This window comes from Scytonema hofmannii PCC 7110 (genome assembly GCF_000346485.2).
Classification (GTDB): Bacteria; Cyanobacteriota; Cyanobacteriia; order Cyanobacteriales; family Nostocaceae; genus Scytonema; species Scytonema hofmannii.
The window spans coordinates 7,902,032-7,922,354 of sequence record NZ_KQ976354.1 but is presented as its reverse complement, the minus strand read 5'-3'; the positions used below and the strand labels follow the sequence as shown (position 1 = coordinate 7,922,354).

Here is a 20,323-nt window from a genome sequence, read left to right as displayed (position 1 = left end):
AACTTGACCGTTGTTTCCGACACTTCTTATAACCGAAGACCTACCTGTTTCATCAGAGGTAGGATGCGATCGCCAAAAAATTCTAGGTCTTTTTTAAAATCAAAAAAGCTCAATTGCAACCCGTCAACACCAGCTTTTTTTAACTGTATAAACTGCTCGACCACTTGCTCTGGCGTACCGATAACTTCGATATTACCACCAATCGCCCTCCGTTTCGGTGCATCTATACCCCGACGACCTTTCCAGGCGTGCGCGTCGCTATCAAATCGACTAAAACCTAAAGGCGCATCTGAATCAGCATGGGCGACTATAGCATCGTGATATGCCCAGGTTTCGCGCTCCGTTTCCCGACTAATTACCATGGGGTTAAGAAGTGTTCTGACTTCACGTCCAATATCGCGTGCTGCCTGCTTCACTCTTTCAGTATGTGCGGGCAGCAATTCGATAGCGCTCATGAAGTCCGAACCACCCGGACTAGTGATGAATACAATATCAGAATAGCGTGCGGCAAAGGAAATACCAGCGTCTGAACCTGTAGCATTGACTAACACTGGACGACCGTATTTTGGTTTAGGTGTAACGAAGGCGCTACAAAGTTTCCACGAAGATTTACCCTCAAAGGAGAAATTCTCGTCGTCGTTCCACAGGCGTTGTAACACTTCGATGAATTCGGCTGCAAGTTCATAACGGCGATCGTGTTCAATGCGTGTCCAACCAAACATCTCGTGTTCAACAGCACGGTGTCCAGTCACGACATTGATACCCCATCGACCTCCTGATATATGGTCTACAGTTGCACCATACTTAGCTAAGTGCAATGGATGAATTGGTCCGTACAATACATGGATAGTGGAGATCAGCATAATCTTTTGTGTCACGCTCGTTAGTGCAGCTGTGGTAACAAAAGAGTCCAGTGCTTGACCGTTGAATACGCCCCCATAGCCACCTTTAGGTAACCACTGTGAAAGTGCAAACACTAGATCGAAACCCAGTGCCTCAGCGTCTAGCACAAGAGCTTTGTTGTATTCAAAACTCCAGTCAGTAGTGCGTGGTAATGTAGAAGCACTCCAACCGCCTGCTTGGATTGGTAAAAATAACCCCAGCAATATAGGTTGCTTCAATGCTTGAGAAAGGGGGCTGAAGTCAAAGTCTGTTGGAGTCGCAAAGCGATCCCAACCGACAATTGAACCAGGGTGATGGTTGAGGATCATCGTTCAGATTGTCTGTATAGATAATCAGGTATAAAATTGTATCTGATTGAAAAAAGAATGGAACAGATAGTTTAGTTGAGATGAAGTTTAAGTACAGCTTTCTCAATCCAAAATCCAAAATCTAAAATCCAAAATCTAAAGTGATATTCCTCAATCTCCATCAATTCAACAAATCTGGTTGCTCGCGAGTAATTTCATCCCACAAATACTGGAATCCACGCCAACCAGCTTCGTGAGAACCATTACGTTTTTGAATCCCCAAGGCGATGTCATGGTCAATCAGAATGGGTTTTCCTACAGATTCTGCTAGCAATTGGGATTGGGCTGTATCTTCTAAACGGATGAACCACCAAGCAGCTTCGTCTACACTGTGTCCTACAGTTAATAACCCATGATTGCGGAGGATTGCAGCTTTGCGATCGCCCAATGCTTGAGCAATGCGTTTTCCTTCGCTCGTTTCTAACACAATGCCTTTGAAATCATCAAATAAAGCGTGATCTTGATAGAAAGCAGCAGAATCTTGGGTAATGGGGTCAAGCAATCGACCGAGTGATGACCAAGTTTTCCCATAGAAGGAATGAGCATGAGCCGCAGCGATGACATCTGGACGGGCTTCGTGGATTTGTGAGTGAATAGCAAAAGCTGCTTGATTTAATAAACCATCACCTCGAACAACGTCACCTTGAGGATTCACCAAAATCAAGTCTGAAACACGAATGCGACTGAAATGAACTCCAAAGGGGTTGACCCAAAAATGATCGGTGAGTTCGGGATCGCGGGCTGTGATATGTCCTGCTAGTCCTTGGGCAAAACCGAACTTAGCAAAAACTCGCAAAGCTGCTGCTAAACGTTCTTGGCGATGACGACGCTCTGCTTCCACAGAGGTAAAGGTTGGTGGCTTAACAAGACTACCATTACGGACGAAAGTCTGTACCATAATTTGTTACCTCGCTTTATTGGGAATGCCAGAAAATACGAATAATTTTTGCTCTTTGGGTGCAGGTAAATTTTCCCCAAGGTAACGATTAATACCTATGCCCATATCTCCTGTGGCAGTAAGTTTGAACTTGACTTCTTCAAATTGAAATGCCTGCAAAAATTTCCGCACGTCATCGGAATAGGGAATACCGTTAGAGTGTCCGCGAGTCCAGATGACAAAAGCACCTTGTTTACTCAGAAAACTCAAGTTGTCTAGCAAGCGTTTGAGTTCAACTTCATCAGCAAGATTGCCGAAGACACCACATACGATCGCAACGTCTGCTGGTACTGCCCCTACATAGTTAGCAGAGATCGTCGCATCACCATTGATAAATTCAATTTGCTTTGCCAGACCCAATGATTCTATAGTTGTTTTCCCACGTTCAACTAAATTCGGGTTTAGCTCAACGAGTCTTGCATAGACATCTTGGGCGCGAGGATGATTGGCTAGGGTTCCTAGCAAATCCCGTCCATCACCAGCGCACACACTAACTACACGGATTCTTCCTGGTGGAGATGCATCCAAGCTATAGGATATGTATTCCCGCACGATTTCCAAGCGCTGTTGCAGCTTTGGTTCGGTATTATAGAGATCGTGCCATTCTAACCAGTCTTTTGGCATAAGGGGTGTTTCTCATTTCTTGCAAACTGTAGCTACGTAGAGTGACAAGCACGCTGTCAATCAAGTAAACTACGATAAGTTTATCGACTAATAGTAGTTTATGCTGGATAAACAGTATCATAAAGACTCTTCCAAAATCAAGTCTGCTGGCAATACTAAATGAAAATCCAATCTATTAAGAACTCAACTATGAGGGTTAGAGAATGGATGCTTCTCTTCATTCTGTCTTTATTATGGGGTGGTTCTTACTTTTTTATTAAGATTGTTCTCGTGGAACTCCAACCGTTTACGGTAGTATTAGGTCGCGTTAGCTTTGCGGCGATCGCTCTAATTTGCTTTGTTTACCTTAGCGGACAGCAAATGCCTGTTTCACCTCGAATTTGGAGAGCGTTTTTTGTTATGGGTGCTCTCAATAATCTGATCCCGTTTAGTCTTATTGTCTGGGGACAGACGCAGATCGACAGCAGCCTGACTGGGATTCTCAATGCCACAACCCCATTGTTTACAGTGGTGCTTGCACATCTACTAACTCATGACGAACGGTTGTCACTCAATCGCTTGTTCGGTGTTCTATTCGGATTATGTGGTGTATTTTTATTAATTGGACTAGAAGTCCTACATGGATTGAACTTACAAAGTCTGGGGCAGTTTGCTATTCTTGGTGCTAGTTTTTGCTATAGCTATGCTGGTATTTACGGAGGACGTTTCAAGGAATTGTCACCCGTCGTGACTTCAGCAGGAATGCTTACTAGCTCGACAGTGATGATATTGCCGCTAGCTCTTATGTTAGATAAACCTTGGACATTAAGACCAAGTGCTATTACTTGGGGTGGGTTATTGGTACTAGGTCTATTTGGTAGCGCGATCGCTAACTTAATTTATTTCCGCATACTTGCTGTTGCAGGTGCGACTAACGTCTCGTTGGTAAGCTTTTTGATTCCAATTACTGCGCTCTTACTCGGTGTATTTGTCCTCGGCGAAAGGTTGGATTGGAATACTTTTGCGGGTATGGCACTCATTTTTACAGGATTAGTTGCCATTGACGGACGGCTTTTGAGATTACCATAAAAACTATTAGCATGACTAAATACCAACAATACACAAACGATTAAACATTCATTTTTAACTTCCAAGGAATCTACGTGTTAGAACTTTATAGCTACTATCGTTGAACGCACCCCATCTAACCTTGCGGTATAGATGAGGATTCATTCGCTACGCAGCCCGTTCGCGAAGCGTGCGCTCCGCGCATAGACTACGCAACGTACCCAGAATAATCGGCGTCCTCGATGTGTCGTCAGAACTTTGGCTGTCGAACACTCTAGAATAATTGTCATCACCCATAATTACTGCATACCAATAACGAGCAGCTATATTATATGAGGCGTTCAGATCGGAGTGGTACTTTTTCCCCGTTTTGAACCGACACAGGGAATAATTTGTTTGATCTCTCTTAACTTTTCCACTGCCATCGTAAGCGTATGCACTCGTATATTTTGGGTTGATGAAAACAATTTTTCCACCCAATTCTGTCCACCGATTTGTCACTATCTCAACAATTTTTCGGTGACACCAGAGATGGAACTTTTGTTTTTGTAAGGTTCCCTTCTTCCCCGCTTTCGCCTTCCATCCCTCCAGATTCTCAAATACGATGACTTTGACATTGTGAAATTTAGCAAACTCCACAATACCTCTTGCCACTGTTTTAGAGATTTGTAAATTGATGTGGGAAGATTTGCGGTAATGTCCTTTACAAAAACCGAGTGGTAAATCTGACTTTGTCATGTTCTTAGTCTGTCTGGACTTGCGAGCAATCATCATCCGTCGTTTGTTGCGGCGGTCTATGTCTCTAGCTGAATTGATAAACTTTCTAGCTTTTACAGTACCGTCACGACCAACGATAGATGCTGTTGCAGCGTTGTTAATACCCATATCAACACTGCAAACAAAGTCAGATTCGTCAAGGTAAACAGTCTTTACCTCGACAGGCATAGATAGTTGACATGTATGTTTATTGACCACCAATGAAGGTGATTTTATTTTGTTACCATCAACTAGATGACGGTTTAAACCATGTTTCTTAACTGGAATGCAATTAATCCATACCCAATCAGTTCCATTCCAAACTTTTAGATCAATTAATTGATAATTATTCCGATACTTGACCTGTTGACCTTTGTACAACGCTGGATAAGTGTTGCACATTGCTGTCAGTGAGGGTGGCAATGCTAGTCGATGTTTTCTGTCTCCAGACTGCCATTGACTGTATCGAGTCTGAAAACTAGACACGATTCCGATAGCGTCGGCTACAGCAGCGCGTCTCAAGTACGAAGGAAACTTTTGGAATGATGGATATTTTTTGATTACACTCTGAAAATATTTGTGCCTAGGATCGGGATTGTCTGCGGTTTTATGAATCATCTTTTCTACCGCGTTAATCCTTTCCTTAGATGTCAAGTCAACAAGATTTATCCATTGAGCATTAACGATAATAACCAAAGGATTTAAGAATTTACGATATTCGTCAATAGTTAAAATCATTAAACTTTTTTGTTCGGGGGTTGCTTTTAAATCCCAAACATCAGTCCGAATCAGTACAGCTGATTTTTTCTTAGATTTACTTTGGTTTCGTCGTTTACTCATTGGGTTGTCTTCGACCTTGACATATGTTTATAATAACGTTGAGAATTCAAAGTGTCAAGTATGTCAAAAGCCAAATTAGAAACAGACAGAAGATGGAGACAAAGAAATCCGGAGAAAGTTAGAGCGTACACAGCTAAGTATGCAGAGGGTAAAACGAAGGTAAGCGTAACTCTTGATAATTGGATAGCAGAAGAAATCGCCAAAATAAAACCCCCAGAGCAACCGCTAGGGGGCTGGATTAGAGAACGCTTAGAGAAATGGGCGGAGGTCAGTAAAACAAAAACCTCTCGCAATTCGGACGATATATTTTAATCGTTGCTGCGCTTTTGTATTGGATTTCATTTCATTGTCCCCTCAAAAACGGGCAACCTTAATATCTAGATTTTTAGTCTATGGCACAGATTGTAACCCAATAAAGGTTGCCCGTTTTTGTACGTGTCAGACCCAAACCCCTTACCCCACCCAAAATGTAAATATTTTCAAGTATTTTTGGGTGGGGACTGCGGTAAATCATTTTTGTTCAACAGCTTCATATAGCGAACCAATCCGTTGCAAGGCAGGGTATCGGCGAGCCTCTGCCGCCAGCACATCTGGGGCGTAGGCGTTCAGCCAAAACTGTTGCACTAGATCGGGGTCGCACGACAGGACAACAATCGGACCCTTCGTCACCCGCCGCATCTGGTGCAGTCCGGCGTCCAGATCGCTCCCTTGATGCACAGTGAATGTCGCCATGCAGGCGTCAAAGTGGCTGTCCGGGAATGGCAGCTTTTCAGCGACAGCATCGATCGCAACACTTAGATGAGCGGGTCGCTGTGTTCGCATTGACGCGGAAGGCTCAACAGCGGTCACCTTGCGATCCAAAGGTTCATAGGAGCCTGCGCCAGCGCCGACATTCATCACTGTTCGTGCTGTGCCGAGTGCAGCATGGATGAACGCAGCTATCCGTGGCTCTGGCTGACGGTATATGGAATAATCTTTCCCAATTGTGCCGTAGTTTGCATCACCGACACTGCCATCATCTTTTCTTCCTGCCATGTGTTCTACATCTCTTGGGAAGGTAAGCTACAGCAATTTATTTTCCACAATGGTTATTATTGCTGCTTCACCGTTTGTATTGTACGAATTTCATTTACAATGATTTTCAGAACTTCCTTTCTTTCCATCATTCCTTCATATTTCTAGCCAGTTATATTATTTCTTTTACTTAAGTGTAATCGTCACCTACCTTCACAATCAGCTTGCCAAAGTTCTCACCTTGCAGCAAACCAATAAAAGCACGCGGAGCATTTTCCAATCCCACAACCACATCTTCTTTATACTTGAGTTTCCCTGACTTTAACCAATTGGAAACATCACTCAAGAACTCATTCTGACGGTGTTGGTAGTCCCGGACTAGGAAACCTTTAATTACAGCGCGGTTGATTAGCAGTGGTCTTAAATTAGGACCAGGGGGAGGAGACACCGCATTATATTCTGAAATCAAACCCACAAGCGGAATCCTTGCTCCCAAGTTGATTTGATGTAACACAGTTTCTAAAATTGCACCTGCGGTATTATCAAAATAGACATCAATGCCATTAGGTGCAGCTTCCTGAAGTGCAGCATTAAGTTCTTGCTTTTTACGGTTAATAGCAGCATCAAAACCTAATTCTTTCACTACAAAATCGCGCTTCTCATCACTACCCACAATACCAATAACTCGACTACCTTTGATTTTGGCAATTTGACCTGCCACCGAACCTACAGCACCCGAAGCAGCAGAAATCACAACGGTTTCACCTACTTTTGGTTGTCCAATATCTAAAAGTGCAAAATACGCGGTCATTCCAGGCATTCCCAGTACACCGAGCGCATATGATATAGGAGCTTGGGTGGGATCGAGTTTACGAAGTAACTCCGCTTTGGACACACCAAAAGTTTGCCAACCATTATAATCAAGCACAATATCTCTGGCTTGAAAGTGGGGATGATTTGATTTCACCACTTGACTGACTGTACCACTGACGATCGCAGAGTTAAGTTCTACATTCGTTGTATAAGATTTACTGGCACCGATCCGACCACGCATATAGGGATCGAGAGATAGATAAATTGTGCGTGTTAAAATTTCGCCATCTCCTGGTTCGGGAATTGATGTTTCAACAAGTGCAAAATCACTTTCGGTTGGTTCACCAACTGGGCGACTTTTAAGTAAGATTTGTTTGTTAATTAAATCAGACATAATATTCTTTCTTTGCCCATCTTTTGCATTGAAATACAACGATAAGAGACTATCTTGCTTTTTGCTTGTAACTGTGCCAATATCAATAATACTATATTTTAATCAACTTACCGTGTATTTTATATTTGGTCTGACTTACAACTCTTTAGAGTCCTAGTAAGAACGAAAATCGTAGTCAGTTGAGTTGGTATGAATGATTTGAAAGATACGTTTCTCACTCTTCTATAATTTTGACGTTACGATCGCCTGCCCTCATCCCTACTTTTCTTAGCACGTCTAAGTACATTGACAAAGTAAATTCAATGAGAATTATCGCCCATGACTTCTATTAAACGTCGTCACATACTAACTTTGAGCCTTTCAACAGTTGCTTCATTCGCTTATAAGTCCTTCGCTTCCACACATGAAGCAACATCCAATGCACTAGACCTAGCTCAAGCAAATCCAGGCTCAACCAACACAGGCAAAAATGCGTCAAAATTGCGTCTCGGCTTTCAGCCGCCTTACGTGACAGTGTTTGCGATGCGAGAGCAAAAACTATTGGAGAAGGCTTTTGAGGGACAACCAACTAGTTTTGAATACCGCAGATTGCTGTCGCTTAAACCAGTTACCGAAGCATTAGCAGCCGGAGCATTGGATCTGGGTTTAGGTGGCACACCAATCCCTGCGCTCGCAGCAGGTTTGCCGATTCGTATTATTGCCCTTATTGAGCGCAGCCCTAAAACCCATGCCTTACTAGTTCGACCTGACTCGCCCATCAAAAATATCAAGGATTTGAAGGACAAGAAAATAGGGACACCTACTGGACGAAGTCATTTATTGGTAGTGCGAGTACTAGAAAGTATTGGATTAAAAGATACTGATGTAAAGTGGGTTCAGTTAGAAAAAGATGTAGGTCGTGCAGCATTGCTATCAGGTGCAATCGATGTTTGGGCAACCTGGGACCCTTTTTATGCCAGCGTACAAGTCGCGAAAGAGGCAATTGCGATCGTAGACGGGACTCAATATGTTTTGAACTATGTGGCGCTGTTTGGACGCACAGAATACATAGAACAGAACCCAGATACTGTGCGACGGTTTCTCAAAGCTTATCAACAAGCAGTAAACTGGGTCAAACAAAACCGTCAGAAAGCAGTAGAGATTTTAGTTAGAGAAAATAAACTTGCGCCGGAAGCTGCTGCTTTAACGCTCTCGCGTCGTAACATACTGTTGCAGCCTCCTAATCAAGAGTATCGCACCGACCTTGCAAACCAGGCAAAACTACTGGTTCGTTTAGGACTTATCAAACAGGAGCCAGATTGGAGTCAGGTGATTGATACAAAATTTGCTGCATCTATTAGAACATGAACTTCTTTTATACTTACGTGTTTTGCCTGGTGTTCACTTCATATTCCGTAGATATCAATAGAGTGAAGAGTTGCCTTCAGAATGACAATTTATACCTTAATTCAGCAACGCCGAATTTTTATAAGTTATATGCTTGTGCCACTGATTTAATTGCCACAAGTTAATCAACTGAACGTAAACTGCGGTTTCCAGTCAAAAAAGATACGTAAGACTGAACTTTCTTTTGGAATGAACTGATGATAGAGTGTTCTTTATAAAATCTCATAGCTGTATCGGTTTACCGAAGTTTATAGAGAAGGCAGAAATTTATGAGTAAGGTATTGAGCCTATAGCCTTGTAAAATCATACAAAATAGTCTAAAAACTACTGCTATGTCTAGCTTTTAGCCATTTTGAAAAAATGGTGATACACTAAAAAGCTTGAATATACGGTTGACAGGAGATGGGAACTAATTAAAACAGTTAGAACTCAAATACCAACTTTTGACCCATTGTTGGTAAAACAACCTACATTCCGCAGGTCTCTCATGTAAGTAAATAATATTTTTGGCAAGGGGCACTCCTGAACTGGAGAATCCAACGTCGTTCATCTGTAAGATTGGCAATTTGTTTAACTCCTGCGATCGTTACCAAATGAATCGACATAAAACATTGAAAAACCCAACGCATGGTCGGGGTGGCAGTGGGCTTTTGTCTGTCCGCTGCATTTGATCTGTTATGCCATGCGTGCGTCATGCACTTGGCATCACTTCGCGTGGCGCTAGGAAACCAAGGACAATTGCCACCAATATCAATGCTGGAACGTCGCCGAAGAGGTGTCCACGTTCCGCAAACAGTATTTTAAATGTCAAGTCATTCACGGGAAAATCCCACAACTAAGTATGAAAATAATTTCCCATGCCCAATGCCCTATTTTCTAGCTAGTGTTCTATAGATAAATTAGTGTTTTCTCCAAAGACTATTCGTTTCTAAATTTTACTATGAGGCTAATGGTGTGGTTGGTCAAGACGAAATTGTTGGGGATTTTTCAGAATAAATGTATTATTTTCTTTGACTAAATCACCCGTACACAAAACTGGTAAGCGTTCTGTATATGCTTTAATTGCGAGGATATATTCATGGTTGGCAAGTTTGATGTAGACTGGACGCAATTTATCAACAATTACGCTAAATAATGTAATATCACCGCTTATTGTGCCACCATTGGGAGACGTAATTTGCGTTACTAATCCTTGAATAGTGATATTAGGATAATTGGTAATGATTTCACCAATTATTTCCAATTGTGAGCAATTTTCAACAGTTGCAAGAATATCTATTGCTTCACTAATGCGTGTAACATAATCACCCAAGTTTTGACTATTGGGTAGTAAAATTTCAAATTCACCTCGTGGCTGTTCTTGTTTTAACCAAATTGTGGCATCATCTAGAAATGGACGATCTAAATACCATCCAGTTGATTGCAGGTAATTGGTTAATTGTTTTAGTTCGATATTTTTGAAAATCTCTGCATCTCGGACGATAACTTTCATGGTTTGTCTCCTTTGCTAATATTTAGCATAATTGATTGGAGAGCGATCGCTGTAAATTGGTTCGTTCTAAATATAGTAACTGTAATATTTGTAGTATTTGTTGTTGGTAGCATTCCCCGTAAGGATAGCCAATACCCGCAGTGTCTTAAACATCGAACTATTCCCTCCCCCCCTTTTGCGGCAATTCCCCAGTCCACGCTGTCATCATCTACAAATGGTTTATAGAGAGAATATCCTGCAACACTCGTTAATGCTTGCAAGTAGGTATTACTAAATTGTTCTTTGTGCTGGTTAATATCCACGTTTCTCTTTTTTGTGATACTGATTATTGCTATTTTTTACTTTTAATTACATAGTAGAATTTGCTGAGACTAAAGCGGATATTTCCTGTTTCTTTTCTATTCAACTACTTTTGAGCTTCTTGAACAACTTGTTGCATTGTCGAAACGACTTCTTTATAATGAAAAAAGTTTGATGGGACTGGTTGATGGATATGTGGAGCAACCAGGTGGAAAAGCAAGAGCTTTGACACAGGAACAACAACAGCAACTAAGTAAGTCGGCGTAAAAAAACCAAACTATGTTAAGATAAGTAAATACGTAGAAAGCATCTATTTAGGTAACTTGTATATGGGCGCTCGTTTAAGGGTATTCCTTAGTCGAGAGCAAGATAGCAGCCTACTAAACCTTAGAACAGCAGATGTGCCACAGAAGGTTAAAGACCGAGCAGAGGTAATCCGATTGAATGCACATGGCTGGTATGTAGAAAAAATCGCGGCTCACTTTAATTGGAGTGAGCAAACAGTGAGAGATGTTTTACATAAATGGCAGAGGTTTGGTTTAGAAGGGCTTTGGGAATTACCAGGTCGAGGGGTAAAACCAAAGTTGAAAGAGGACGATATTACATTTTTGGAAGAATGCCTTAGAAATGAACCACGCACGTACAACAGCCGCCAATTGACCGAAAAATTAGAACGCGATCGCTCAATTAAACTGAGTCCCGACAGATTAAGACGGGTACTCAAAAAAAGGGGGTCATATGGAAACAAGAAGTTATAATATTAATCAAATTTACTTATTGGACTTTGGGCAATAATGCAAAATGCTAGCGTAGCAAGTTTACTAGAGCAAGGACACAACCAACTCGATCGGGGAGAGTACCAAGCAGCTTTACAGATTTTTCAGCAAGCAGATGCACAGGAACAGCAAAACCCCCAAGTAAGTTATGGGTTGGGTCTAACTTTTTATCGTCAGGAACAATACCACAAGTCCATTGGATCCCTGAACCAAGCTTTGAGAATTAAGCCAAACTACATTTTGGCGCTAGTATGGCGAGGATTGGCTAGCCAAAAAATTGACCAAGCGCAGCAAGCACAAGCAGATTTTGAGCGAGCGATCGCACTTATCCCCCAAGATTCAGAAGACTGGCGAAGTAGAGGAATTGCATTAGATAAATTACAACGCTATGAGGAAGCGATCGCATCTTACGACCAAGCACTCGAAATTCAACCAGACAACGATTCGGCTTGGTACAACCGGGGACGTGCGCTGGGGGCTTTGGGACGCTACGAAAAAGCTGTTGCATCTTTCGACAAAGCCATTGAATTTAAACCAGACAACGATTCGGCTTGGTACATCCGGGGGAATGCGCTGGGGTCTTTGGGACGCTACGAAGAAGCTGTAGCATCTTTCGACAAAGCCATTGAATTTAAACCAGATTTCTATTCGGCTTGGAACAACCGGGGGATTGCGCTGGTGGCTTTGGAACGCTACGAAGAAGCTGTTGCATCTTTCGACAAAGCCATTGAATTTAAACCAGACAACGATTCGGCTTGGTACATCCGGGGGAATGCGCTGGGGTCTTTGGGACACTACGAAGAAGCTGTTGCATCTTTCGACAAAGCCATTGAATTTAAACCAGACAACGATTCGGCTTGGTACATCCGGGGGAATGCGCTGGGGTCTTTGGGACACTACGAAGAAGCTGTTGCATCTTTCGACAAAGCCATTGAATTTAAACCAGACAACGATTCGGCTTGGTACATCCGGGGGAATGCGCTGGGGTCTTTGGGACGCTACGAAGAAGCTGTTGCATCTTTCGACAAAGCCATTGAATTTAAACCAGACAACGATTCGGCTTGGAACAACCGGGGGATTGTGCTATGCGATTACTTGCAACGGTATGAAGAGGCACTCACCAGTTTTGACAAAGCCATAGAATTTAGATCCGACGACGATTCGGCTTGGGGCAACCGGGGCATTGCACTGAAGAACTTGGGACGCTACGAAGAAGCTGTTGCATCTTTCGACAAAGCCATTGAATTTAAACCAGACAACGATTCGGCTTGGAACAACCGGGGGATTGTGCTATGCGATTACTTGCAACGGTATGAAGAGGCACTCACCAGTTTTGACAAAGCCATAGAATTTAGATCCGACGACGATTCGGCTTGGGGCAACCGGGGCGTTGCGCTGGTGGCATTGAAACGTTACAAAGAAGCTGTAGTATCTTTTGACAAAGCACTCAATATTAAACCTAACGACGATTCGGCTTGGTACAAGCGGGGGCTTGCGCTGGGGTTTTTGGAACGCCACGAAGAAGCTGTTGCATCTTTTGACAAAGCACTCAATATTAAACCAGACGACGATTCGGCTTGGTACAACCGGGGGATTGCGCTGGTGGCTTTGGGACGCTACGAAGAAGCTGTTGCATCTTTCGACAAAGCCATTGAATTTAAACCAGACAACGAGTCGGCTTGGTACAACCGGGGGATTGTGCTGGTGGCTTTGGGACACTACGAACAAGCTGTTGCATCTTTCGACAAAGCCATTGAATTTAAACCAGACAACGATTCGGCTTGGTACAACCGGGGGATTGCGCTGGTGGCTTTGGAACGCTACGAAGAAGCTGTTGCATCTTTCGACAAAGCCATTGAATTTAAACCAGACAACGATTCGGCTTGGAACAACCGAGGGAATGAGCTGTGGTCTTTGGGACACTACGAACAAGCTGTTGCATCTTTCGACAAAGCCATTGAATTTAAACCAGACAACGATTCGGCTTGGTACAACCGGGGGATTGCGCTGGGGTCTTTGGGACGCTACGAAGAAGCTGTTGCATCTTTCGACAAAGCCATTGAATTTAAACCAGACAACGATTCGGCTTGGTACAACCGGGGGATTGCGCTGGTGGCTTTGGAACGCTACGAAGAAGCTGTTGCATCTTTCGACAAAGCCATTGAATTTAAACCAGACAACGATTCGGCTTGGTACATCCGGGGGAATGCGCTGGGGTCTTTGGGACGCTACGAAGAAGCTGTTGCATCTTTCGACAAAGCCATTGAATTTAAACCAGACAACGATTCGGCTTGGTACAACCGGGGGATTGCGCTGGTGGCTTTGGGACGCTACGAAGAAGCTGTTGCATCTTTCGACAAAGCCATTGAATTTAAACCAGACAACGATTCGGCTTGGTACAACCGGGGGATTGTGCTATGGGCTTTGGGACGCTACGAAGAAGCTGTTGCATCTTTCGACAAAGCCATTGAATTTAAACTACACAACGATGAGGCTTGGTACAACCGGGGGATTGCGCTGGTGGCTTTGGGAAGCTACGAAGAAGCTGTTGCATCTTTTGACCAAGCACTCAATATTAAACCAGACGACGATTCGGCTTGGTACATCCGAGGGAATGAGCTGTGGTCTTTGGGACACTACGAACAAGCTGTTGCATCTTTCGACAAAGCCATTGAATTTAAACCAGACAACGATTCGGCTTGGTACATCCGGGGGAATGCGCTGGTGGCTTTGGAACGCTACGAAGAAGCTGTTGCATCTTTCGACAAAGCCATTGAATTTAAACCAGACAACGATTCGGCTTGGTACAACCGGGGGATTGCGCTGGTGGCTTTGGAACGCTACGAAGAAGCTGTTGCATCTTTCGACAAAGCCATTGAATTTAAACCAGACAACGATTCGGCTTGGTACATCCGGGGGAATGCGCTGGGGTCTTTGGGACGCTACGAAGAAGCTGTTGCATCTTTCGACAAAGCCATTGAATTTAAACCAGACAACGATTCGGCTTGGTACAACCGGGGGATTGCGCTGGTGGCTTTGGGACGCTACGAAGAAGCTGTAGCATCTTTCGACAAAGCCATTGAATTTAAACTACACAACGATTCGGCTTGGTACAACCGGGGGAATGCGCTGGAGTTTTTGGGACGCTACGAAGAAGCTGTAGCATCTTTCGACAAAGCCATTGAATTTAAACTACACAACGATGAGGCTTGGTACAACCGGGGAATTGCGCTGCTGTATTTGAAACGCTACGAAGAAGCTGTTGCATCTTGCGACCAAGCAATCAATATTAAACCAGATTTCTATTTGGCTTGGTTCATCCGGGGGATTTTGCTGAATATTTTGAAACGCTACGAACAAGCTGTTGCATCTTTCGACAAAGCCATTAAATTTAAACCAAACAACGATTCGGCTTGGTACATCCAGGGGATTATGCTGCTGGCTTTGGGACGCTACGAAGAAGTGGTTGCATCTTTCGACCAAGCACTCAATACTAAACTAGACGACCACCATTTGAATTGGAGCATACGGGGAACTGCGCTGGTGGCTTTGGGACGCTACGAAGAAGCGCTTACATCTTTCGAACAAGCACTCAATATTAAACCAAATGACCATTTGGGTTGGAATAACCGGGGAATTATGCTGGAGATTTTGGGACGCTACGAACAAGCTGTTGCATCTTTCGACAGAGCCATTGAATTTAAACCAGACAACGATGAGGCTTGGTACAACCGGGGCACTGCACTGAGTAATTTAAAACGCTACGAAGAAGCGATCTCATCCTACGACAAAGCCATTGAATTCAAACGAGATTTTGATTCGGCTTGGTACAACCGGGGCACTGCACTGAAGAACTTGGGACGCTACGAAGAAGCGATCGCATCCTACGACAAAGCCATTGAATTGAAACCAGATAAGCATGAAGCTTTGGTTAACAAAGGAAATGTACTCGTTAAGTTAAAGCGAGATACAGAAGCCATTAAATTTTATGATCGCGCTCTTAACTGTATAGATCCTCAGTGGTGGGAAGCTTGGAAAAAGAATCAGGGTTTAGCAAACATATCTGCTCTAGATAAGGAAGCTGCTGTAAAAACTTCGAGAGATATACTAACACCTGATGATCGAGGAGGTAGCAGCAAATTGCATCTTGAAACCTTGAAACAGTTGCAAGATTACATGATGCAACTACCAATTCTTTTCTCAGATTTGTCTGAAGCAAAAAAAAGTTATGAAGAAGCCCTTGAATTCCTGACGTTTGATAAGTTTCCGGAGCAAAACTTGCAATTTTTACAAGAATTGCTGAAAGTATATTTATCGAAGACCCCTGAAGAATTCCAGAAAAAGTTGGAGACAGGAACTCAGCAGTTAGAAAAATTGTTGAGAAAATCCAAATCAGAGCGAGACAGAATAACCCTAGACAGCAAATTCGCGGCTTTTAATCAAATGCGGGTAGATATCCTTGCACAGTCACAAGTTCGAGAGAACCAGATAAAAGCTTTAGTAACAGCAGAGGTACGCAAGAATACTTGCCTTGCTTGGCTGAAGGAAGGTTCAATTTATGAAGCGCCTACCGGGGGGTTTGAGTATAAACAGGCAGAAGAACTACTTAATCCCAAAACTGCGGCAATTTACTGGCATCTCAGCCCTATTGGTATCACTACTTTCATTATCAAACATGATGAACCCCTAAAAATCCTGCTACCACAATTATCAAGCGAATTACAACAGAGAGGTTATAGCCCTTATTTTGATCAGCTTCAGCGTTTTGAAAACTGGATACAGCAATGGAAAAAGTCTTATCAGAATTACTGTAATTCTGACACAGATAAAGAAACGACTCCTTGGCGGGAAAATATGAAATCTATGTTGGAAACTCTTGGTAAAATTCTAGAAATTAAGCGTATTGTTCAAGAAAATCTCCAAGATGTTGATAACTTGATTCTCATTCCCCACCGGGAATTACACTTATTACCCCTAGATTACCTATTTAAGGATACAAATTTTATCATTACTTACTTACCAAGTTTTCAGATTGGCTTGCAGTTGTTGGAATTGACATCAAACAGCGAAAATACCGATAGCCAAAAACTTCTGAATATAGAAATGTCTTTAAATAAATTGTTATTTACAAAAATTCAATCTGATGCTCTTTACCACCTATATCCAAAGTATGGTAAATTGCCAAAGTCGTGTGTAACAAAAACTGACTTGATCGAAGCTTTAGGAGAGTATGAAGGTTACTTTCACTTTACAGGACATGGCTATCACATTTTAGAAAACCCGATAGAATCAGCTTTGGTGTTAGCAGACACAGAGAAATTGACTTTGGGTGACATTTTTGAGTGTCCAGAATTAGACTTACGAAAGTATCAACTAATTTGTCTTTCTGCTTGCGAAACTGGGATCACTAGCCAGGAATTCAGCAAAGAGAGGATAATCGATGAATATGTTGGTTTAGTAAGTGGGTTTCTTGCTAAGGGAGCAAACTACGTTGTTAGTACTCTGTGGAGAGTCGATGAATGTTCCACTGCTTTACTCATAATTAAATTTTACCAGTTACTCAAGCAAAGACAAACCCCTACCATAGCACTGAGACAAGCAAAACATTGGCTACGTCAGTTAACTTATAAAGATTTAGCTAAATGGTATAGTGACTTAGCCAAGGAATTGAATGAACCCCAATCGGGAGCGTGTCTGAAAACAGAAGTGGACAAAATTGAAGATGACATAAAGAAAAAGATGAAGGAATCTACCGAACTTCCCTATGCTCATCCTTACTATTGGGCTGGCTTTATTTTAACTGGTAAACCAAGTACAAAAGGGTAAAAGGAGTCAGTTCGTTGGAAAGCCAGCGCTTTTTACCTATTTTAGATGTTAGCTTTATTTCCTTTACCCCCGATTCCATCCTATGTTTAACTCACTACAAACAGTCACCCTCCGCGCCTTTTTAATAGCTTTGGTAGAATTAGATTCTCGCTTACCAACAGCTTTACAGTACGAAATCAATAAAGTTGCTGAAATGCTTGCAAACGCAAAGGATGATGCTCTTAACCGCTTGATAGAATTGGCAGAAAACGACTGTCTTAAGGAGTCTTACCATAATGCGCGAATGAATATTCAGACGCAATATAAAAGTCCAGAACTCAACAAATACGATAAACCCAGTGAGCAGAATCAACCTACAATACCCACAGAACATATTGCGAATATTGCGATCGCAATTTTTAAAGCTCCTGATTCCAGCGCAGAAGCTAAGAAGCACAAGTCAGAAATTCTCCCAAAAAATTCTTAATGTGTAAAATAAAGTATCCCACCCTAGACTTATTCATTTATAATCGTGCAGATGATTCGAGCAATGAGCAAGATTATTGGTTAAAACTGTCAGAACAACTTAAACAAAAAGGATTTTCAATTAAACCCAACCACGAAGATCGACAACGCCTTGATTTCTGGAAAAGTTCAACCGCTGTTGATGGTTCTTACAGTCTAGCAAATTTTGACGATACTAACTGCCTACGCTATAGCTGTTCTGTGGATCGGCAAGTTGAATTATCTGGTATTGAGCATACGTTAACTCAAATCAAAGATTTAGCCCTTCTCCCAAAAATTGGCAATTTAGCACCTGGAAGACTTTCAGAAAATGACTACTTAGGGCAAACTTGGATGATATCAGGCTGGACAGTCCCAGCTAATAACCCAATTCTTGAAGTAAACGCTCATCAAGCTTACAAAGCCTTAATTCCACAAGGACATCAATATCAAAATTTAGGAGAACTTTTAGGCGCTACAGTCTATGAAATGTGGCGTGGTGAAGGGTGTTGGGACAAAATTGAAAAAGACAGTCATGTAATAGTAGTTTTCTATCCTGATGAAGATAAATTTAAAGAAGCTAGTAAATCTTATAACACATGGAAATACTTGTTTTACTGTAGACATAAAATCCTTTGGGCTTATGAACAGGGACGGGAACTAAAATTAAGGCTATTAGAGCAATATAAGCATAGTTTAATAGACGAGAAGAGTTTAGAAAGTTTATCAAACAAAGAATTGCAAGATCTAAAAAGAGAATTGCAAAAAAATATTAAGACTGTATTTGATTCCATCCAAAATATAAATCTCCTGAAAATTCAACAGCACACAGTAGAAGTTAATGAGCACAACTACGAAAAACAGCGTCAAGCGATTTTTCCAAACATGAAATTTTTGGAAGACTTTAGCAATACAGTTAAAGATAAATATCAGGTACAATTAAAACAAGATTATGACACTCTAAATTCAGCAGTAGCAATATTAGAAAACTTAACGGCTACAATTCGCGGAATGGTGGAGATAGAGCAAGCACAGCTGGATAAAGAGCAAGCACAGCGCGATCGCAACATCGAGACTAGTATTCCTATTCTAGGTATTGGACTAGCAACAAGCCAAATTGCATCCTCTGTCATTGTCGCTCAACAAACCCCACCTAAAGATATTCCTTTCTACCAAACACAAGCTTTTTGGTACAGTATTGGCACAGGTGCGATCGCCAGCCTTGTTTTCTGGATTATTCTAACCAAAATCCTACCCCGGCTTTGTCATAAATTCAGCCGCGTCAAACTAGGGATTTTTAGAAAATAAGAGCTATCCTTTAGTCACATCTTTCTTAACAAAAGAGTGAAAGGTTAGGAATTATATAACATCAAATTTCAACCCTTCTAAGTAGATAGCTAAAATCATCAAGCTAAAGAGACTACCAATGCTATATGCAGCCCTAGTTATAATTTGAAGATAAATGCCAAATGGTTCAAGGTATTTCAACTGAACAGCAGCCTGTTTTGGGGGTCTAAGAGTGATGCGATCGCCATGACGCAATTTTAACGTTTTTGAATAGCGTTCGTAATTTAGTGCCAAACGACGGAAGCGCGACATCCAACGGAATCTCATGCTCCTTGGCAAACTCCAAGCAGGCACTTAAAATGACTGGTTAAATGCCCTTGATTGGCAAAACCGACTTAATATGAGTCAGTTTTATACACTACGGTTAAATAAACAGTTAAAACTCTTTGGTGTCAACAGTGGAATCACATCATGAAGAGCAACTTATTCGCATTATTCGGGCTACGCCTTGGTTCATGGCGACGCTTTCTGCTGTGCGTGAATTGTCTTTGCCTTCATGGTGTATTGGGGCTGGTGTCATTAGAAACCTAGTTTGGGATGGTCTACACGGTGTAAGCAAAGCATCTCATCTGTCAGATGTGGACGTGGTCTACTTCGATCCCTCAGATATCAGCACGGAGCGCGATAAAAAGCTACAGATCCTACTATCCCACCAGCTACCTGACGTTCCCTGGGAGGTAACTAATCAAGCTGGCGTTCACGTCTGGTTTGAGAGTGTTTTCGGTCATGCTGTTACTCCCCTTTCCTCGCTGGAAGAAGCTATTGCTACATGGCCAGAATATACCACTGCGGTAGGTGTAACTCTTGAAGCCAACGATAACATTCGCATAATTGCACCTTTCGGACTCAACGACCTTTTTGGCATGGTAGTCAGACGAAACCCCAGACGAGTTAGCGTTGAAACATGCCGAAAGCGCATTGAGCAAAAGCAGTATGTGGCTCGTTGGCCGATGGTAACTGTGATTTCGTGCTAGCAGTAATGTTCTAACGGCGCTCGGCATTGCGCCCCTATGACCAATGTATATACATCATGCATTT

The 20,323-nt window shown here is 42.3% G+C and carries 17 protein-coding genes and 1 pseudogene; 8 read left to right on the top strand and 10 right to left on the bottom strand.

Going from position 1 to position 20,323, the window contains the following annotated elements; translation table 11 throughout:
* Positions 1 to 26: 26 nt before the first annotated feature.
* The 3 genes from WA1_RS33290 to WA1_RS33280 form a co-directional block, all read right to left on the bottom strand.
* Entirely contained in the window at positions 27 to 1,211 is a 1,185-nt protein-coding gene (locus WA1_RS33290; protein WP_017743727.1) for an LLM class flavin-dependent oxidoreductase, read from the bottom strand.
* Positions 1,212 to 1,371: 160 nt separating this feature from the next.
* Positions 1,372 to 2,148 carry a class II aldolase/adducin family protein gene (locus WA1_RS33285; protein ID WP_017743729.1) on the bottom strand — a complete coding sequence of 259 codons (777 nt, stop codon included), beginning with the start codon at positions 2,146 to 2,148 and terminating at the stop codon, positions 1,372 to 1,374.
* A gap of 6 nt (positions 2,149 to 2,154) precedes the next feature.
* Entirely contained in the window at positions 2,155 to 2,811 is a 657-nt protein-coding gene (locus WA1_RS33280) for a class I SAM-dependent methyltransferase family protein (protein WP_017743730.1), read from the bottom strand.
* Positions 2,812 to 3,000: 189 nt separating this feature from the next.
* On the opposite strand from WA1_RS33280, the gene WA1_RS33275 reads away from it, so the two are divergent.
* A complete protein-coding gene (locus tag WA1_RS33275; RefSeq protein WP_026134687.1) occupies positions 3,001 to 3,879 on the top strand; it encodes a DMT family transporter in 879 nt (292 codons plus the stop codon).
* A gap of 147 nt (positions 3,880 to 4,026) precedes the next feature.
* On the opposite strand, the gene WA1_RS33270 is transcribed toward WA1_RS33275, so the two are convergent.
* Positions 4,027 to 5,454, bottom strand: a complete 1,428-nt coding sequence (locus WA1_RS33270) for an IS200/IS605 family accessory protein TnpB-related protein (RefSeq protein WP_017743732.1) — start codon at positions 5,452 to 5,454, stop codon at positions 4,027 to 4,029.
* A 60-nt stretch (positions 5,455 to 5,514) separates the two neighbouring features.
* Between WA1_RS33270 and WA1_RS33265 the strand changes: the two genes are divergently transcribed.
* Positions 5,515 to 5,766, top strand: coding sequence for a hypothetical protein (locus tag WA1_RS33265; protein WP_017743733.1), 252 nt, complete (start codon positions 5,515 to 5,517; stop codon positions 5,764 to 5,766).
* 198 nt (positions 5,767 to 5,964) lie between these two features.
* Here the strand turns inward: WA1_RS33265 and WA1_RS33260 are convergent, their stop codons facing one another.
* Entirely contained in the window at positions 5,965 to 6,489 is a 525-nt protein-coding gene (locus WA1_RS33260) for a class I SAM-dependent methyltransferase (RefSeq protein WP_017743734.1), read from the bottom strand.
* Positions 6,490 to 6,658: 169 nt separating this feature from the next.
* Complete coding sequence (locus tag WA1_RS33255) at positions 6,659 to 7,675, bottom strand: NADP-dependent oxidoreductase (RefSeq protein ID WP_017743735.1); 1,017 nt, start codon at positions 7,673 to 7,675, stop codon at positions 6,659 to 6,661.
* Between the two features lie 318 nt (positions 7,676 to 7,993).
* On the opposite strand from WA1_RS33255, the gene WA1_RS33250 reads away from it, so the two are divergent.
* On the top strand, positions 7,994 to 9,022 hold the full coding sequence (locus WA1_RS33250; protein ID WP_017743736.1) for an ABC transporter substrate-binding protein: 1,029 nt from the start codon (positions 7,994 to 7,996) through the stop codon (positions 9,020 to 9,022).
* Positions 9,023 to 9,546: 524 nt separating this feature from the next.
* Here the strand turns inward: WA1_RS33250 and WA1_RS61890 are convergent.
* The 3 genes and pseudogenes from WA1_RS61890 to WA1_RS33240 form a co-directional block, all read right to left on the bottom strand.
* Positions 9,547 to 9,711, bottom strand: a pseudogene (locus tag WA1_RS61890) (IS1634 family transposase); the annotation flags it as partial.
* A 296-nt stretch (positions 9,712 to 10,007) separates the two neighbouring features.
* On the bottom strand, positions 10,008 to 10,553 hold the full coding sequence (locus tag WA1_RS33245; protein WP_017743737.1) for a hypothetical protein: 546 nt from the start codon (positions 10,551 to 10,553) through the stop codon (positions 10,008 to 10,010).
* Entirely contained in the window at positions 10,550 to 10,855 is a 306-nt protein-coding gene (locus tag WA1_RS33240; protein ID WP_017743738.1) for a DUF4365 domain-containing protein, read from the bottom strand. The genes WA1_RS33245 and WA1_RS33240 overlap by 4 nt, the downstream gene beginning before the upstream one ends.
* 327 nt (positions 10,856 to 11,182) lie before the next feature.
* Here WA1_RS33240 and WA1_RS33235 point away from each other — a divergent pair, with 327 nt between their 5' ends.
* The 4 genes from WA1_RS33235 (at position 11,183) to WA1_RS33220 (ending at position 19,246) form a co-directional block, all read left to right on the top strand.
* Complete coding sequence (locus WA1_RS33235) at positions 11,183 to 11,611, top strand: helix-turn-helix domain-containing protein (protein WP_017743740.1); 429 nt, start codon at positions 11,183 to 11,185, stop codon at positions 11,609 to 11,611.
* Positions 11,612 to 11,647: 36 nt separating this feature from the next.
* Positions 11,648 to 17,455, top strand: a complete 5,808-nt coding sequence (locus tag WA1_RS55715) for a tetratricopeptide repeat protein (protein ID WP_066613106.1) — start codon at positions 11,648 to 11,650, stop codon at positions 17,453 to 17,455.
* An 82-nt stretch (positions 17,456 to 17,537) separates the two neighbouring features.
* Complete coding sequence (locus tag WA1_RS33225; protein WP_017749821.1) at positions 17,538 to 17,921, top strand: hypothetical protein; 384 nt, start codon at positions 17,538 to 17,540, stop codon at positions 17,919 to 17,921.
* Entirely contained in the window at positions 17,921 to 19,246 is a 1,326-nt protein-coding gene (locus tag WA1_RS33220) for a hypothetical protein (protein ID WP_017749820.1), read from the top strand. The genes WA1_RS33225 and WA1_RS33220 overlap by 1 nt, the downstream gene beginning before the upstream one ends.
* A gap of 51 nt (positions 19,247 to 19,297) precedes the next feature.
* Here the strand turns inward: WA1_RS33220 and WA1_RS33215 are convergent, their stop codons facing one another.
* A complete protein-coding gene (locus tag WA1_RS33215; protein WP_148662813.1) occupies positions 19,298 to 19,552 on the bottom strand; it encodes a hypothetical protein in 255 nt (84 codons plus the stop codon).
* Between the two features lie 131 nt (positions 19,553 to 19,683).
* On the opposite strand from WA1_RS33215, the gene WA1_RS33210 reads away from it, so the two are divergent.
* Positions 19,684 to 20,259: a nucleotidyltransferase family protein gene (locus tag WA1_RS33210; protein ID WP_201789133.1), complete on the top strand. Its 576-nt coding sequence runs from the start codon at positions 19,684 to 19,686 to the stop codon at positions 20,257 to 20,259.
* Positions 20,260 to 20,323: the final 64 nt, after the last annotated feature.

Coding starts and splice junctions, on each gene's coding strand:
- WA1_RS55715 (WP_066613106.1), top strand. CDS start 11,648: ATGCAAAATGCTAGCGTAGCAAGTTTACTAGAGCAAGGACACAACCAA.
- WA1_RS33220 (WP_017749820.1), top strand. CDS start 17,921: ATGTGTAAAATAAAGTATCCCACCCTAGACTTATTCATTTATAATCGT.
- WA1_RS33275 (WP_026134687.1), top strand. CDS start 3,001: ATGAGGGTTAGAGAATGGATGCTTCTCTTCATTCTGTCTTTATTATGG.
- WA1_RS33265 (WP_017743733.1), top strand. CDS start 5,515: ATGTCAAAAGCCAAATTAGAAACAGACAGAAGATGGAGACAAAGAAAT.
- WA1_RS33215 (WP_148662813.1), bottom strand. CDS start 19,552: ATGAGATTCCGTTGGATGTCGCGCTTCCGTCGTTTGGCACTAAATTAC.
- WA1_RS33250 (WP_017743736.1), top strand. CDS start 7,994: ATGACTTCTATTAAACGTCGTCACATACTAACTTTGAGCCTTTCAACA.
- WA1_RS33285 (WP_017743729.1), bottom strand. CDS start 2,148: ATGGTACAGACTTTCGTCCGTAATGGTAGTCTTGTTAAGCCACCAACC.
- WA1_RS33280 (WP_017743730.1), bottom strand. CDS start 2,811: ATGCCAAAAGACTGGTTAGAATGGCACGATCTCTATAATACCGAACCA.
- WA1_RS33255 (WP_017743735.1), bottom strand. CDS start 7,675: ATGTCTGATTTAATTAACAAACAAATCTTACTTAAAAGTCGCCCAGTT.
- WA1_RS33270 (WP_017743732.1), bottom strand. CDS start 5,454: ATGAGTAAACGACGAAACCAAAGTAAATCTAAGAAAAAATCAGCTGTA.
- WA1_RS33225 (WP_017749821.1), top strand. CDS start 17,538: ATGTTTAACTCACTACAAACAGTCACCCTCCGCGCCTTTTTAATAGCT.
- WA1_RS33290 (WP_017743727.1), bottom strand. CDS start 1,211: ATGATCCTCAACCATCACCCTGGTTCAATTGTCGGTTGGGATCGCTTT.
- WA1_RS33245 (WP_017743737.1), bottom strand. CDS start 10,553: ATGAAAGTTATCGTCCGAGATGCAGAGATTTTCAAAAATATCGAACTA.
- WA1_RS33260 (WP_017743734.1), bottom strand. CDS start 6,489: ATGGCAGGAAGAAAAGATGATGGCAGTGTCGGTGATGCAAACTACGGC.
- WA1_RS33235 (WP_017743740.1), top strand. CDS start 11,183: ATGGGCGCTCGTTTAAGGGTATTCCTTAGTCGAGAGCAAGATAGCAGC.